This window comes from Algibacter mikhailovii (assembly GCF_014651495.1).
GTDB classification, from domain to species: Bacteria; Bacteroidota; Bacteroidia; order Flavobacteriales; family Flavobacteriaceae; genus Algibacter_E; species Algibacter_E mikhailovii.
On the sequence record NZ_BMWZ01000011.1, the window covers coordinates 1 to 19752 of the forward strand.

A 19752-nucleotide genomic window follows, 5' to 3' on the forward strand; every position below is an offset into this window, starting at 1 on the left:
TCCTCCACCTGTAGCTCCCCAGTAAATCTCTGCAAAGTGCAGCGTGACTTCATAGGTTCCATTAGCTAAAGGTATGTTATAATTAAATTCCTTCTCATCTGAACTGCGTTCTGTTTGATATAAACTCTCGACTTCAGCACTTGCATTTTCAAAAAACTTACCACCTGTAAAATACTGATCGGCTATAAAGGTCTCCCCTTCGAAATCTAAGCTTGGTCCACCCGCATTTATGCGCAGCGCAAAGTCATTTGATACAGACTCTTCTACTGTAATATCTATGCTATCAGTAGCGCTCTCACCTTCTACATCGCTTACCGTTAAAGTTACCGTATAGTTACCGGCTGCTGTAAATATATGACTTGGTGATGCTTCATTACTTACTGGTGTTCCATCACCAAAGTTCCAAGCGTAAGCCGTAATACCTTTATCGTCACTAGACCCTATTGAATTAAATGCTATCGTCAATGGTGCAGGCCCTGATGTAAGATCTGAACCGGCTAAAGCGACTGGCGCCTGATTAATGGCTTGACCAAGAATTTCTATGGCCGATAGCTTAGGTTGATTAACGCCATCACTTCCTGTAGCATCAAAATCCATATCTAAAACCCCATCAGTAACTGTTACAGTAAATGTTTTAACTACTGCAGTCTGTGCACCTACATCTGCATTGATATCATAATTATCTAACAAGGTATCACCTTCTATAGCAACATCAAAGATACGCTTACCTAGGCCGCCTTCAGCACCTCCTGTAGCTCCCCACCAAATCTCTGCAAAGTACAAGCTGACTTCATAGGTTCCATTTGCTAAAGGTATGTTATAACCAAACACTGGAGGGCTTGCACTACGCTCCGATTGATACAATACTGGTACTGTTGCATTTGAATTAACAAATACTTTTCCATCTACAAAATACTGATCTGCTATAAAGGTTTCTCCTTGATAGTCTACAGCTGGTCCGCCTGCATTGATACGTAAGGCAAAGTCATTTGACACAGCCTCTTCTACCGTTATATCTATGCTATCAGTAGAGCTCTCTCCTTCGTCATCGGTTACCGTTAAGGTTACTGTGTAGTTACCAGCTGCAGTAAATATATGACTTGGTGAAGCCTCATTACTTTCTGGTGTTCCATCATCAAAGTCCCATGCATAATCCGTAATTGCTTTATCATCACTTGAACCACTGCTATCAAATACTACTGTTAATGGTGCGGGACCTGATGTAATATCTGAATCGGCTACAGCGACTGGTTCTTCATTTGGAACTTGACTAAGAACCTCAATTCCTGCTAGTGTAGGTTCATTTGCACCATCACTTCCTGCAGCATCAAAATTCATATCAAGCGATCCATCAATTACTACTACTGTAAAAGTCTTAGTTACTTCGGTCAGTGTTCCTACATCTTCAATTACATCATAATCATCTAGCACCGTATTTCCTTCTATTTCAACATCAAAAACACGACTACCTATGCCGCCTTCACGGCCTCCGGGAGCACCCCACCAAACCTCAGCAAAGTGCAAAGTGACTTCATAGGTCCCATTTGCTAATGGTATATTATAATCAAATACTTTTGGTACTGCTCCACGCTCTGATTGATATAACTCTGGTAGATCAGCATTTTCATTTACAAAACTATAACCTCCTGTAAAATTTTGATCATCTATAAAGGTCTTTCCTTGATAATCTGAGGTTGGTCCACCTGCATTAATACGCAACGCAAATTCACCAGCTACTGAATCTTCTACCGTAATCTCTAAGCTATTATCAGTATTACTCTTTCCTTCTGAATCAGTTACTGTCAATGTTACTGTGTAATTACCCGATTTAGTATAAGCATATGAAGGTTTCTCCAAATTACTTGTTGATCCATCCCCAAAATCCCAAAGGTATGTTAAGGCCTCATCACTATCATCACTTGACCTACTAGCATCAAATGGTATCACTAATGGCGTTGTTCCTGTTGTGCTTTCTGTAAATGCAACTGCAGTTGGTGCTACATTTTCTTGAACAAGAATAGTAACAATAGCCGTATCAGTAAGCCCTGTTTCATCTTCAATAGTATATGTAAATGACGCTATGCCCTCAAAATCATTGTCTGGTGTAAACTCTACTGTCTTTTGATTAGCATTTAATATTGCTATTCCATTTTCTTCATTGTCTACATTAATAATATTAAGTTCATTTCCATTAGGCTCAGAATCATTAGCTAATAATTGGTCTAAAATAAGAGCTACATTTACTCTGGTAGTTCCTTCGTCATCAATGGCTACAGGAGGCTCATTGATAGTAACAGCCAAGGATGTAACTGCTTCAAGTCCATTAGTATCTGTTCCTGTAAACACCACGTTAAAAGTTCCTGCAGTATCAACAGGCGGTGTACCTGTTAATAATCCTGTTGTTCCATCAAAGTTCATCCAGTTTGGAAGATCTGCAGCTTCAACAGTTGCAACAATATCTAAAGTGTTTCCTGGATATCCTTTATCAAAATATTGCAAAATATCTAATTCAAAAGTTTCTTCAATCTCTGCAAAATAATCCTCAATGGCCTCGGCAGTTGGAACCGCCTCTGGTCTAATATTTATAAAGTAGAATGTATTATCATTCCAATCACAATTTGCAGAGCCTGCCCCACAACCATTGGCTATAAAATCCTGTAAAACTATATATTCATTGGGCACAACATTACCTTCCCTATCAATTACTTTATAAACCCTAGCGCCTAAAAGTCTACCGTTAGCAGAATTCTTTCCGCTTGTATTTTCAGTTGCAATCTGTATTCTAAAAGGCTCATTTATTGAGGATGCGGAATCAAAACTAATAGCATTCGAACTATTACTTTCTCTTGGCAATAGTGTCTGGAACCAATCGCTACCATGAGAAAAATTAATACCTCCTATGGTTCCTGTTCCATTAGCTTCTATAAATTTGGCTCCATTCGAGCCTGGTCCATGTAAAGCCGATATTTGAATGCCTCGAACTGGTTGACTTGAATCAGCCTGAACAAATGTTGAGGATAAAATCATGTCGCCCTCATAGCCAGCATCAATATTATCAGCATCCGGATAATTAGAGCTTGGTCTAAAGGTTGTTTGGTTTGGCGGATCAATAGTACCATCGTCATTCACGATACTCAACATACTTGTTTGGAAACCAAAAGCGTCAAATACTTGCTGTGCTGTGATTTCATTTGACCCTTGACTAACACGTGAGTATGCGCCATTTAGCGTAGCGATAGCATCATTGGAGTTATCTGCATTTGAAACGATAGAAATATTTTCCACTATATTTCCTATGCCATTGTTAGGTGTTGTTCCAATAAATGTTATCTCCAAATCTTCAGACTGTCCTGCTGTAATAGTCATTGGTAAGGAAATGGCTACTGGGCCATCTGTAGTCAACATAGACGCTGTAAAATCATTAGTATCAGAAATATTAACCTCTGTAATAATCAAATCTGCAGTTCCTTCGTTATGAATTCGCAATGTATTTGTATCGTGTACTGCTCTATTTGGCTCGTCACCAACTCTATGAAAAGTAAAATAGTCCTCTGCTGGAAAGCTTCTATTCGTTCCAGGTATTTTAGTCATATTCTCTATAGCCAGTAAAGCACCAGAGCTTGGTTCCACAGTAAAGTTATAAGTCTCTTCAGTTGTATTTCCGTTCGCATCTTTCGCCGTTACAACAAGAACATGCACGCCATTTTCTGTTACCACAATAGCTTCTAAATAATCTTCAACCGGATTACCATCTAGGCTATATTGCAATGACTCTATACCTCCACTTTCACTTAAATCTTTAGCCTCTAAGGTTATAGAAACAAGACCTCTATAAACACCTGGAACATTCTCATTTCCATCAAAAGTAGCCGTTATTGTAGGAGGGAATAAAGAAATATCATATGGGGCTAAGCGTATATAGTTTGGTTTAGCATTTGTTCCACCTGCTCCTAAAGAAAGGCGCAAGGTACCATCAACGACTTCAACCAATTGAGTCTCTTCATAGTTATCAGAACCATTTGATACAGCATTTTCCTGATCATAATCTAAAACAGTAACACCGTTTACATCTAATACATGATTACTATCTGTAAAATCTGGATCACCTACACTAATATTTACGGAATAACTACCATTAGGTACATTGACTACCCAATCTCTCAAAGGATAAGTAGCAGCCGTTCTGTGTCCCATAATTGTAAATGTACTTAGTAAAGCATCACCTTTTCTATTTCTGGCATTCTCTCCTGCATTAGCAGGTGCCAACGTACCCGGTTCTACCCAACCATATGCTATGTCGCCTAGATTTGTATTTCGTACTGCAAAAGGTAACCCAATATCATCAATATAACCAGGCGGCGAAACTTCTACATTGTCAGGATCTTGAAAGTTAAACTGGTAGGTATAAACCAACTCATTAGTTACACTTAAATTAACCGTAATTGTAGCTCCTTGATAATTAGGAGCAGTTGCCGTTACAGTCGTTTCATAATTACCAATAGATAGCCCCGTAATATCAACACCTAATTCAAATGCTGTATTAACCTCATAGGTTTCTGGTAAAACAATCCAGTCTTCAGAAGTTGATAGTATAATCTCTGAAGCAGTTACCCCGCCATTAGCAGATAAGGTAATCTCCTGTGCATCTACATTTTCCTCACTAATAGATGCTACAAAATCCAAGTTCGGTTTATCAAAATTCAAGACTAAAGATCCATCTACAAAAGGTGTTACATTATCTATTACAAATACATAATCTTGATAATCTCCATTAGTAGCGTCCTCAAAAGCAATAAGGTAACTATTCTCAATGGCATTACCATCGCGATCAGCCATTGGATAAATCCTAGTTCTATGTGTCACTCCTTCAGATTGAAGAGCATTAAGAGCATCTTCTGTATAATTGGTTCTATTAAATGTATTTGAATCTGTGTAAATTCCAAATACAGCACCCTGGGGATCAAACTGCATCACACCATTATCCGTAACAGGATTTAACGTTTGTGCATTTGGCAATCCATTGGAAATTGCATCTACTTCGTTTAAATTGACAGTACCATTGTTGTTTGTATACCATCCAAAAGGTAGGGTTTCAGCAGGTGAATATCGACCTACTGCAGTAATAGTTATTGGACCTTCTGTAGCCTTAATCCAAGTTTCAACTTCCACTTCGTCTCCAATAGGATCTGGATCCGTTCCATTACTTAATGAATTCCATCCTACATCAATACCAATACCTAATGTATTTACAACTTGTTGTAAAAATGGTTCATTACCTCCTTCATATCCTCTTTTCTTAAGTGCATGCAAACCAACATTAAAGGTAGGGTTGACAGCATCATCACTTACTATAGCAAGCGCAGCGTCTTGATACCCTAAATTTGAATTATCAGTTTCAGGTGCGTAAGTAATGCTGTAGTCTATGCTCTCTCCAACGTTTACTGTTTGACTACCACTAGGGGTTACCGCATCAAATTGATTAGCAAAAACACCGGTTATAGAAGCACTTTGAATATTTAATACACCTGTACCATTATTTGTAATTGAAACAACTTTGGTATCAGAATCATCATCAGAATTATCGGTTCTTATTTCAAAAATCAACTCCTCTGGAGTAGCCGCAATTTCTGGACCTATAACAGCAGGAACTGCTGCTCTTAACAACGTAATTCTTGATGTCCCATCTCCATTTCTATCATATTCAGAAACATAAATATTACCTGTTCTTGGGTCTTCAATAAGGTCTAAAGGATCATCAAACCCACCTAAACCAGGAACATCTCCATTAACATTAGCAATATCCCCGTTTGCTTTTGGTTGCATAACAAGTAAATCATCTTGACCACTAAAACGCACTACTAGAAGTAGGCCTTCAAGTTTACCACCAAAGGCATTACTTTGATATTCTATAACACCATTAGGCGATTTATTGAATTCGAAGTCATACGCTGGTTGTCTGTAATTTGGATCTGGTAATAAATCATCTGGGTATTTGTTAACATCAACATCTGATGCATTAATTTGACCTGGCACACCGCTGTAAGGCGCTCCACCATGATTTAAGACAAACTCTCCTCTATACGGGTTTGGATGCCCATGATAAGATCCTCCCTTTGTTTTAAACAACCAATCTTTTTGTGTTTCACCACCTCTAAGAGCAGGTACACTTGGAATGGAATTTAATCCATCAATACGTCTTGCTAATGTATAAGACTCTGTTGCTGGAGAATTAGGGGAGGTATTATTATTACCTGCTGTACCATTGGTTGGTACATATAACCAACCATTTGAATGCCAAAGTAAGTCGTAAGCATTACGCACACCAGTAGCAAATAAAGTTAATGGTGCATTGGTAGCCCATGGGTTATAAACCGTCCTGCCTTGACCATCTATATAGGTTAAACTGGCATCAGCTGCATTGTTAATTGCTGATATATCATCAGTTGTAAATGCGCTCAATGGTAAACTCGAAGGTAATTTATCCAATTCAACTTTTAAAATAGCCGCCGACAATAAGCGCTCTGGTCTATTTACCCAGTTAGGATCTGGATCACCTCCTGCTGAATTACTACCTTGGGTAATAAATAAATCTCCTGCTGGATCAAAAGCAATACTATTAGTCAGGTGATCTTTACCAGATCTTGGTAAATGCACTATTAAATCTTGTACTGTTTCTAAGTTAGGTCCAGTTAATCGTGTTAAAACACCATCCCATTCAGGTCCATCAGTTACAGATGCCGCACTGTGGGTAATATAAGCTATCAAATCTTCGGCTGTTGATGTTGGATCAAAAGTTAAACCAATAATCAATCTATTATTATTATTTCTTGCTCCATCCTCTGGATGTGCTGCTCCTGTTAATTCAGGAGATAATATCTGTAAATTTTCTAAAGTACCATCTGCGGCAATATCCCATCTAAAAATCTTACCATCAGACTGAAAATTACCAATAGTACTAGCATAAAGCTTACCATCTGGGCCTATTACTAAACTTGAAAAGTATTCCCCCGTTGTTTGGGCACCTAATTCAATTTCACCATTCACCTGAGTAAATTCTACTCCTGTTAAATCAAGATCAATATCAATATCTTCTTCACCTGTTGTGAGACTGGATTCAAAGGCTGTAAACGGTATACGAGTATTTATATCACCTACTAAATTAGCCTCAATACTACTTGTTAATCTAAAGACGTATTCTGTAAATGGTTTTAAATTACTACTTGGTGTTAAGGTAATAGCATCTCCTCCCCCTGTATCATTAGAGTTAGATGGCACTAAGACTTCTCCGCCAGAAGTAACCTCATATAGATTAACATTACCTGCTAGGGTATTTTTATCAAGTTCATATCCAGCCGGTGTAATAACTTCAACTGTAATTTGGAAATTATTTGTGAACACACCCGTAGCATCATCTCTTGGTGAAACATTAGCAAAATAAGGCTCAGTAATAACGGTTGATTGGGTAATACCAATGCTATTTATTTTCGTATTGACACCACCATTGGCATCAATGGTCAATTTACCATCTGTCACTTCTACAAGAACTGTTGCCGATGTAAATCTGGCGGATGCTCCCTGAGCACCTGAAGGCACATATTTATCAATAGCATTTACTCCTTCTACATTTATACTATGCTCTGAATCTAATCCTGTTGGGTCTCCAACACCTACAGTTACATTATAGGAACCATTAGGAACATCAATTTCCCAAATACCCGCTGGCGTTGTATCATCAATATCGCCATACTGCATGTGTATTAAAGTATTTTGTAAAAGACTAACACTACCAATACCTCTATTTCGTGCAAAACTAGATAAATCAAGTGTTGTATTATCATTAGCTGAAAGCCATCCATAATTATAGGTATTACCTCTATCTCCAAAACCTAATCCTGAATCTACTAAATACCCTTCAGGTGGTGTGTCATTTGCTGTTGAGAAATTAATATTAACAGGCTCAAAGGCTATATCATTCTCATCTGCTTCAATACCAAAGTCCTCAAAACTATAGTTCACCACAGTACCAGCGTCCTCGCGCCTTTTAGTTGCAAAAATTCCTGCAAAACTTAAATTATCATAATCTGCATTGCCATTAATGTATTCAGCTGCAAGAGGCAACGAACCAAATTCTACCTCTGCACCATTATTTAAGGTATAAAATGCTACTAACTCATCGTTATCAACATCAACATATAAACGTAATGTCACCGTACTTGTATTTAATCCATCAACAGCTGTAGTCTCTTGGTTAGCACCCACAGATAGTGCATTTACCTCAGAACGCAATTCAACACTACCACTTGAATTGGCTACTAGTTTTACGAAATTATCTTCATCTAGTCCAAACCAAATACCGGCTTGCTCAGAATCATTACTAGCATCTGAATAAGGGCTCACAATTGTTGTAGTGATACTAAAGTTCCCATACGAATCTGCATTAATACCAACGCCTAGTGCATTAATTTGGGAATTAGTATTAGTACTTGTGGTAGCTGTTCCACCATTTGTTCTATAAGCTATTCCCTGAGTAGCTTCAATGATTAAATTACCATTATTAAAACTTAACTGTCCAGGTTCAAACCCAGGTACATTACTATTAAAAACTGGATTATCAGCAGCTAATCTAGCGGACGGATTATCGACCATAGTGAATCCAGTCTCTGCAAGTCCACCTTCTGCTCCGTTAAAAGCAAGGGCAAACGGTAAAGCAACTTCTATTTGATCACATTCTAGAGTACTTATTGGTGAACATGCCACTTGCGGTGTATCATCAAATAATTTCACATTTCTGGCAATCACTACTACATCTTGGTAATCGAAACCTTGTATATGCTCTTCTGTTGCAATGATATAAGCATTTTCTTCTCCTGGTAATTCATACACTCGAATATGGTGAGGAATGGCACCACTAAACGTATTTAATGCATCTTCACTATATAATTGTCTATTATTAAATGCTGGCCATCTGTTAAAGAAACCGAACGTTTCTGCACCTGGATCAAATTGTAAAATTCCTGTGATAACAGGGTTTAATGTTTGCCCGTTATTGGTAACATCATTTTCAACGGTAAAAACTTCTGTAGTCGCATTAGCTGAGCCGCTTTCGTACCATCCAAAGGCTACAATAGGATTGCTTCCTTCTGGGCCATAAACACTCAATAATTCTAATGAAACTGGTCCGTCAGCTGCACGTTCAAACTTTTGAGCATCAATTTCGTCTCCCAATATATCGTTGTATGCAGAGCCATTAGGCAGATCTATAAGGTTAGTAGCCACATTTGTATCACCTACATTAATAACACCCGCACCCAAGTGCGTATCTAGTATCCATTGTAATGATGGTTCGTTAGTACCTCCTGAACCTAATTTACCCAGACCTTGCAGTTGGATAATAACCGGATCAGTATTATCACCAGAAATTGTTAATTCGGCAACCGCTGGTCCAACGTTAGACGGATTAAAACGTACATTAAAGGAGCCTGTATTTTGAGCGTTTAGTGTTGCTGGTAAATCAACAACTTCAAAATCCGCACTAGCTGCTCCAGTAATACTAGCTTGTATATTTTCTAATGTTGCATTACCTAAATTAGAAAGCGAAATTTCTTCTTCATACAAGTTTTCACCACTTGCTATGGCATCCCCCACTACCAAGTTAGTACCTACAGCGATAACAGGTGTAGGGCTCGCTTCATTTTTAGGTGTAAGTAATATAATTTGGCGTGTTCCATAATCAGAAACATATATATTTCCAGTATTAACATCTTCAACCAAATCTAAAGGATCATCAAATCCTGTGAATCCTGGTATTCCTTCTTTAAACGTGCCAATATCACCATTAGCACCATCTGGCACCAAGGCAATAATATCACTACCTCCACTATATCGCACTACTAAAATGGCACCTTTAAGGTTTCCATTTTCGGCAGAACTTTTATATTCAATCACACCGTTTGGTGATTTATTAAATTCAAAATCAAAGGCTGCACCACGATAATTAACATCTGCCACAACGCCATTATAAACCGCATTATTAACATCCTCATCACCTCTATTCAATACAAACTCTCCTCTAAACGGGTTTGGATGCCCATAGTAACCAATCGTACTACTTGGATCAATTCTGAACAACCAGTCTCTTTGTGTATTATTCCCATCTGATGCAGAAATCACAGGATAATTACCACTAACATCTTGATGATTATAAAACGTTCCATCCGGTCTATACATATCATCAATAGATGCTGGTGCATTACTCCCGCCAGCTGTTCCGTTAGTTGGTATATATAATTGCCCGTTTGAATGCCATAATAAATCGTATGCATTTCTAATACCCGTAGCATACAATGTTAAAGGTGCATTGACGTAATAAGGGTTGTACAAACCATCCAAAGTTGGTGAATTCACATCAACCGCTTTAATCGCGTCAATGTCTCTTGTTGTTTCTACATTAATTGGAAGATTATCACTATTTGGTAATAATGTTAAATCTAACCTTAAGTTTGCAGCAGAAAGCAAGCTTTCTGGTCTATTCCCCCAGGCATTATCTGGTTTTCCTGCGGCACTATTACTTCCTTGATTAAAATATAATACATTGGGCTCACCTGGTTTAAAGGCTATACTATTGGTTAAGTGGTCTCGCAATGATCTTGGGAGTCTTGTAACTAAAAGCTCTTCTGTTGCTAAATCTGGTCCAGAAATCCTAGATATATTACCATCCCAATCTGGAGCATTACTTAGTGCGCCTGATTGATGAGAGATATAAGCCACTAATGCTGATGAGGTTGCGTCAGGCGCAAAGGCAAGACCTATAGCCGCTCTTGAACCATATCCTTCTTTCCATCCATCTAAAATCTCTTGATTTATTAGACTACCGTCTACATCCATATCCCATCTATAAATATCTCCTCCTATTTCTAAACCATAAAACTTACCATCTGGCCCCACTGTTAGTGAGCTAAAATTGCCATTAGAGGCTACTGGTCCAGCATTATCGAAAGCAACATTGTCTAAATCAGTATCTCCACCCCCAGTATTTCCATCTCCTGTTGTAAATGTAGAAGTAAAGACTTCAAAAGCCTCTCCGCTTGTATCCTCAACACCGTCAACAGTAAACACATAAGTTGTATTGGATTCTAAAGTTGTGGTAGGTGATAAATTTATGGCATCACCGCCACCTGTTGAATTCACTGTATATGATAAATTAAGTAAACTCCCTTGTTTTTCTAACTTAACTGTAGACGTATTTACTGTTGCATTATTTAAACCGGCAACTCCGTTTTCATCGAAATTTGGAAAAAACAATTCATTCGCTGAAACATTAGTACTTGTAGACACGTTAGTGGCACCATCAGCAGGAAATACACCTACAACTCTAGGTGTCTGAGGCTCGCTAGTTGCTGGCACTATATTCGCGTAATTTATCTTGGTATTGAATCCATCGGAAGCATCTATAGTTAATTTCCCGTCAGTAACATTTACTACGGCCGTACCGGTTGTAAATCTTGTTAAAGCATTCGCTCCACCTGTAGGTACAAAATCATCAACTACATTCACCCCCTCAGCATTAATTCTATGTATAGGTCCAGTACCTTCCCCATCCAAACCTGGATCTCCTACTCCTACGGTTACCCGATAAACTCCATTAGGCACATCAATTTCCCATATACCTTCTGTAGCAACACCATTCCCTCCACCTGTATCACCATACTGCATGTGGATTAATGTTTTTGTCAATAAGCTTACTGTAGAGTTTCTATTTCTAGCATTATCAGAAAGGTCAATTGGCGTGGTACCAGTAGTCTCCAACCAACCGTATGTCAGTCCATTTCCTCGACTACCGTATCCAAGACCTGAATCTACTTCGTAGTCCGGCTCAGTATCAGCACCTGAGGTGGCAAAATTAATATTTACTGCAAAATCATTTTCAGCCGGCGTTACTGTTAAGTTAATCACTAGTTCTCCATTTACAAAACCTAAGTCTGGCTGGTCAATGGCAAAAACATTCGTTGAATACGTCCCCGGAACTAAACCAGTAGGATTAATACCAAACTCGACTAGTCCAGTTGCTGCCGTCAATGGCATAATTAACCAAGGAGATTCTGGATCTTCTTGAAAAGTAACACTTGGATTACCTGTATTAGCAGAAAGTGTAGTAGTTTGTGCAGCTACTGTTCCGCCTTCTGGAACAGTAAAATTGAGTTCTGTCACATCAAAAGCTAAGGTAGGAATTACCTCTTCGGCTTCTATTTCAAATGATTTGAATAGCACATCGATAGATTGATCTCCTGCGGCTCTTCTATGTGTTGCAAAAACTCCTGCGAAATTAGATAATTCCGAAGGGTTATTCGTATCATAAGAAGTTCCTGCAAAATAACTTGCTGGTACACTCAAGAGGTCAATACTATTGGTTGACACTTGAACTTCTGCACCTCCATTTATAGAGTAAAATCCTTTTACTGTATTATTAATAGGGTCAAACTCTAAACGCAGCGCAACTAATTCTTCATCAGCAAGTGCAACATTTGCTGTATTTAATTCTCTGTACGCCAATGCTGCAGTGGTTTCATCCATATTTTCCACCTGCAGCTGAATCTTCTCAGTTTCTGCCCCTGTTTTAGCGATTACAAGTTTAATAATATGGTCTTCATCTAAGCCAAACCATAAACCTGTTTGCTGAGAATTGTTTCCTGCACTTTCAGAAAAATCAGGATTTAATAACGTGGTGCTTACACTAAAGGTTGTTAACGGCACATTAAGTCCAACACCTAAAGCATTCATTTGTGAATTGGTATCGGTACTATTAGGGCTACCTTGAGATGATAGTTGGCTATAAAATATTCCTTTTGTACTTGTTATGGTCAAACCATCTACTCCTTGGTTAAGAAATAGAGGTGCATAGCCAGGTACATTTGCATCTGCAAACTCATCATCTGCGGCTAATCTTGAACTTGGCTCTAAAACCATAGTAAATCCAGTCTCAGATATATTACCATTTATAGCTGTAAAATCTAAGGCTAATGGCAAGGCGACATCAATTTGATCGCAGTCTAGTGTGCTTATTGGACTACATGGTAAAGATCCAACGGCAACATCAATAGTTATAGTAGCACTATCTGTTAGATTAGTATCTGAAACTTCAACGGTTAATAAGTATTGTGGTGTTGTGGCATTATTAAGCGTGACAACATTGGTAATTATTCCTGTATTAGGATTAATAGCTAAATCTCCTGCTTCATTACCTGCTGTTATTGCATATGTAATAGAATCTTCGGCATCTATGGCTTCCACCGTCGCTATTTCGGTAGCAATGGCTGCATCTTCTGATACTATAAAAGACTGATCTTCAATTATTGGCGGCGTATTGATTTCGATTACAGTTAAGTCTAAATCAAGAATAGCTGGTTTATAACCTTGAGTAGAAGCAATCACTTGATCTTCCCTAGTATTACCAACTAATAAGTCTGTGGCATTTGTAACGAATTCATAGTTACCTAAGGCATTAGTTGCTGGTAAGGTTAACCAATCATTTGAAGCGGTCAAATTATCATTTATTAAAAGGCTAATCACGCCAGCTCCTGCTCCACTTAAATTACTAACTAATAATCCTGATCCTGCAACTCCAAGATTTTCGCTTAAACCTGTTGGATCAAAAGCTAATATGCCATTTACTGCACTTCCTGTACTTTCTACAATTTCTATATGGGTAATTTTTGAGTTAAACCCTCCTAATCCATTTACGGTAAGTAAGCCGTCGGTAACTTCAACAATCATAGTAGCAATGTTGGTCTTTGTATCTACTGGATTAAAAGGTGCAATAATAGTATAACCCTCTACAGTAGCACTGTGACGACTATCAATAGAATTACTTACATCTCCTAAACCTAAAGTCACCTCATATGTCCCGTTGGGTACTACTAATTCCCAGTACAGCTCATTTCCTCTGGCTTGTCCTGACCATCCCACAATATTGTCGCCTTGGAAATGTATCAAGGTTCCCAATAATTTATTCTGATCTGACTCACCATTATAAGTACTAGCTATTCTATTGCGTCCTGCCCCTCCGTTTGCCGTAGACACATCTAATGGCTGATCAGTTGTTAAACTTTTCCAACCGTAGGTGTAATCTGTTTCATTTAAAGTAAGAACGTTTTCTAGATTTCCAAAATCTTTACCGTAGTCTGCCACATAACCTGTTGGAGGTGTTGTAGAAGTCGGTGCATTTTGAAAGTTGAATTTTGCTGCAAATGGAACTGTTTCATCCACGTCTGTTACAGTAATAGCAATATCCTGCGTTGTTGAAAGTAATCCAGAATCGGTTACTTTAACTGTTATATTGTAAACATTATCTTCTCCAACATCGCCTGCAGCTTCAAAATCCGGTTCAGCGATAAAAGCTACTGCTCCTGTGGCTGCATCAATTGTAAACAGTGCATCATCTGCACCACCATCAAAGGTATAGGTTAATCCTGAACCTTCTGTATCAAAATCATCTCCTGTTTCAACATCGATAGCTGCCGTTTGATTTTCTAATACGCTAGCGGTAGCTAAACTCGTAATTGAAGGTGCTGTATTTAATGGCACAGCAACCGTTACTGTAACTGTCCATTGTTGACTAGTACTTGTATCTTCAGCAGTTACTGTATAATTTACAGGGCTTGAAAAGTCCTGTGCTGAATTCCCATCGGGAGATGCTGTTGCGCCTTCAGATAAAGTAAATGTACTTGGCGTTAAAGCCGTAACTACCGTTCCATCTGGTACTTCAATAGTAATCGTATGATTTTCTGAGCTTATCGTCGCTGGACCTGTTGCCTCATCAAAAGTAAAAGCAACAATATCTGTTTCTATACTTGGTGCTTCATTAACGGTAACAATCCAATTTTCCGTAGTAATGCCATCTTGTGCTGAAACGGTATACGTTACTGGTGAAGTAAAATCTTGTGCCACTTCAGAATCGGGACTGATAGTCGCATCTGCCGATACTTCTATAGTTGGTGATAAACTTAAAAGACTTGTACCGTTTGCCACCTCAATAGTCACCGTGTTATCTGTTGTGTTGATAACAGCGGATCCTGTTTGTTCTACTAAAGTAAATAGAGTAATGTCTGTTGCTATACTTGGTGCTTCGTTAACCGTAATACTCCAATCCACACTAGTAACGCCATCTTGCGCTGTAACACTGTAGGTTACTGGTGAAGTAAAATCTTGAGCCACTTCAGAATTGGGACTAATAGTCGCATCTGCCGATACTTCAATAGTTGGTGATAAACTTAAAAGACTTGTGCCGTTTGCCACTTCAATTGTCACCGTGTTATCTGTTGTGTTTATAGTCGCTGCACCTGTTTGTTCATCAAAAGAAAACGCAATAATATCTGCTGCTGTACTAGGCGCTTCGGTTACCGTTATAATCCAATCTTCTGTAATAGTAGTATCTTCAGCGGTAACAGTATAAGTCACTGGGCTTGTAAAATCTTGTACTACTCCAGATTCCGGATTAATCGTAGCATCACCAGAAATTGTTATTGTAGGTATTAAGGTTACAAGATCTGTACCGTTTTCCACTTCAATAGTAACCGTGTTATCTGTTGAATTGATTACCGCGTCAACCGTTTGAGCCGCTAGAGTAAACGCAATAATCTCTGTAGCTTCTCCGATATCTGTGACTGTAATAGCGATATCCTGGGTATCTGAAAGTAATCCAGAATCGGTTACTTTAACTGTTATATTATAAACATTATCTTCTCCAACATCGCCTGCAGCTTCAAAATCTGGTTCAGCAATAAAAGCTACTGCTCCTGTGGCTGCATCAATTGTAAACAGTGCATCATCTGCACCACCATCAAAGGTATAGGTTAATCCTGAACCTTCTTCATCTAAATCATCTCCTGCATCAACATCGATAGCTGCCGTTTGATTTTCTAATACGCTAGCGGTAGCTAAACTCGTAATTGAAGGTGCTGTATTTAATGGCGCAGCAACCGTTACTGTAACTGTCCATTGTTGACTAGTACTTGTATCTTCAGCAGTTACTGTATAATTTACAGGGCTTGAAAAGTCCTGTGCTGAATTCTCATCGGGAGATGCTGTTGCGCCTTCTGATAAAGTAAATGTACTTGGCGTTAAAGCCGTAACTACCGTACCATCTGGTACTTCAATAGTAATTGTATGATTTTCTGAACTTATCGTTGCTGGACCTGTTGCCTCATCAAATGCAAAAGCAACAATATCTGTTTCTGCACTTAGCGGTGCAGCTTCTTCCGTAACCGTAACCGTCCATGTTTGATTATCTGTGGTATTTTCAGCGGTTACTGTATATTCTACTGGATTAGTGTAATCTTGTTCCAGTGTACCTAATGGAGATACCGTAGCTCCTGGTGAAACTGTAAATGTGCTTGGCGTTAATGCTGCCAAACCTGAACCATTTGCTACCTCTATTGTTATAGTACCACTCTCTGAATCTATTGTTGCTGCTCCGGTTTGTTCGGTAAATGCAAAAGCAACAATATCTGTATCTGTCGATCTAGGATCTGAAGCCTGAGCAATGGTAGCATAATTTATTTTTGTTCTAAACGCACCTTCATTGTCAGCATCAATAGTTAATTTACCATCTGTAACTTCAACTATCACAGTATTGGTTTGAAAACGACCAGGATCTCCAGCTGGAAGGTTAACATTTACGGTAAATAATGGAATTGCATTTACGCCTTCCACGTCTATATAATGTATTGGGGAATCACTTGGGCTACCATCCGTGTTAGGATCACCAACTCCAACTGTAACTTCATACCAACCATTATCCAATGCGATTTCCCATACTCCTTCGTTACTTCGACCTCCAGTCCAACTGGCTATATCATTACCTTGAATATGTACTAAAGTGTTCAACAAAAGATCAACACCATTCACTTGGCGATTTCTTCCAGTACCGTTACTGGGTGTGGTTAAATCTACTGGCTGACCATCAGAAAGTTTTACCCAACCATAAGTTAGTCCTCCTTCATTTTCACCATAAGGCAAACCATAATCTTTGACATAACCTGCTGGCGGTGTTGTTCCTTGATCTTGAAAATTAATTTGGTAAGGAAAAGTTGCTATAAACGGAGCATCAACTGTCACGCTTTCAGTCGAAACAGTTGTATTTCCTTGGTTATCCTCAACCGTTAAACTTATTGTATATACGCCGCTAGCCGCATAATCATGAGAAGCCGTAACACCTGTGGCTGAAGTACCATCCCCAAATTCCCAGCTATATGATGCTATACTATTATCGTCCAGAGAGGCTGACGCATCTACAGCAACATTTAAATCTGAAATTGTCGATTCGAATGCTGCTAAAGGATCACTATCTACTAATTCTGTAACCACCTCGCTATAGGTTGTACTTAATCGTATTGGACCAATATTAGCTTTGTTATCGGGACTTGTAGAACTGATAAAAATGCGTCCTAACTTTGGAATCCCCGTGACGCTTTGTTCAGCATTAGCAGCAATCCATGTATTAGCACCTTCCGTTAACGTTGGAGAAATTGTATATTCATAAGAAATAGTATTGGAAGTATCATCCCATATCCCTTTTACAAGAAATTGTAGTAATTGCCCAGGGAAAATCGCTGTTTGGCCATTATTAGTATTTGAACCGCCAAGTCCCAAGCGTGCATAATAAGTTCCTCCATAGTTCCCTATAATGTGGCGAATCCAGCCTGCACCAGCTTCTCCTCCAGCGTCATCTACCCTAACAGCAACTCTAATTCTATTAGAATTATTCGCCCCTAATTCTGATGCTTCAAAATAAGTACCAAAATAGAAGGGTACATTAGGTTGCAGAGCAACAGGAGCATCCATTAATTTTTGAAAATTATATACTGCGTTTGTAGGTTGACTATCTATTTCTAATGACGAGGTTGTCCCTAGTGTTAGTCCTTCAGAAACAACAGGTATTGCTGGCTTACCTGCATCACCAGGTTGCTTTACCCAGTCTCCATTAGAAAGTTCATCTAAATTTCCTGTAGCCGGTGTATAGTCATCAAAATCTTCAATAAATGAAAAGTCCGTTGTTGGAGGCGTTTCATCCACTATATCTACAACTGTGATAGCAATCTCTTGTGTTACTGAAAGTAATCCTGCATCTGTAACTTTAACTGTGATATTATAAATATTATCTCCGCCATCATCGCTTGGCACTTCGTAATCTGGTGCAATTACGAAAGTAACTTCACCTGTTTCAGCATCAATATCAAATTGTCCAAAATCAACACCACCTGTTTCGTCTAACGTATAGACTAAACCAGCAGAATCATCAGTCGCATCAACATCTATAGCTACCGTTTGGTTTTCTAAAACGCTAGCTGTATTTAAACTCGTAATTGAAGGCGCTGTATTTGGGACTTCTTCTACACTAAAGTCATCAAATGTTGCCGTAAATTGTGAACCATTTCTATGCGTGGCATAAATACCTGCAAAAGAGACATTAGTCTGCCCTATTGATCCATTGAGATCTCTACCTGTAATATAGTTAGCAGGAATCGTTAAACTAGCTAAAAAAGTTCTTGCTCCACTACCAATAGTGTAAAAAGCTTCTACTGTTAAAGATGAAGGGTTGATAATCATTTCTAAAATCACATCATTACCCGAAGCGCCTGCATTAACCTGAACTTGATCTGTTGCATTATTAAGGGATACCCCAGCACGTTCCACTCGAAGTTCCACATTATTATTATTATTAACATCAAGTTTAACAAAGTTATCCTCGTCAAAACCAAACCAAATCCCTGCCTGAGCTGAACTACCGCCTGTAACTACATTCAATAACTTAGATTTTATTGATATGGTTTCCGTTAAATTATCAAACCCTACTCCCAAAGTATTGATTTGATTATTATTATTTAAATATGCAATCCCCGCTTGAGATTGTATTGCTAGATTTCCTCCACTCAAAGTTAATAATGAAGGTTCATAACCATTAATACTCGCATTAGAAATAGGTAGATCATTTACTGCATTATTACTTGTAAATCTCGTTTCAGCATGTTCTAAAACAGCTGTAAATCCAGTACCAAAATTTGTGCTTTCTTGAATGGTATTTAAAACCTCCGCTGAAAAATCTAAATTAACAGGAAGGCTAACCACCACGTCCTCACAATCTAATGTGCTGATAGGTGTACAAGGGGTCTGCCCGAAGAAAAATAAGGGTAAAAATAGAGTAACGAGAAATAGCGTAACGTTTTTCATTTTGGTTGGATTTATTAATTTGCTAAATATTGCGAATGCAGGCGTGCATTGACGTTTTGTATTGTAGAGATTTGGCGTATAGCCACTTTTATATAAATTGGGACCGTCGTGCTTTCTTTGCAAAAGAAAAACACAGGAAAAGGAATTTTCACTCATTTAACTGGTTGGTTGGTTAAAACAAAAACACTAAACAATAAGATCTATTTTCCAGAAATTGCTATCGTTTTATATAGCTTAGAGAGAGAGATTTGGATTAATAGCAAATATTATTTAATGAAAATACTTTACAAGTATATTGTTTATGTCGATTTGTTGCTTTTATTTTAGTCGAACATGTAAGTAAAATCGATTAAAGCATTTTCATCTTACTTACAACTTTCAATTATGTATTTCGTCGATAAACTCAATAATCAAAACCCCTGTATAGCCTATGTTTACTCAAACCACGGCATGTATTAAAAAAAAATTAAAAGATTTATCTAATTATTTTAAGTAACAAAAGCTAGTTTTCAAAAAGAATAAAATACA

At 38.3% G+C, this 19752-nt stretch carries 1 protein-coding gene; it reads right to left on the bottom strand.

The genetic code is table 11. The annotated features are described in order from the left end of the window. Positions 1-19224 (bottom strand): SGBP N-terminal domain-containing protein (locus tag IE051_RS17185; RefSeq protein ID WP_189362655.1); only part of this gene is annotated, 19224 nt, incomplete at its 3' end. Positions 19225-19752 lie beyond the last annotated feature (528 nt).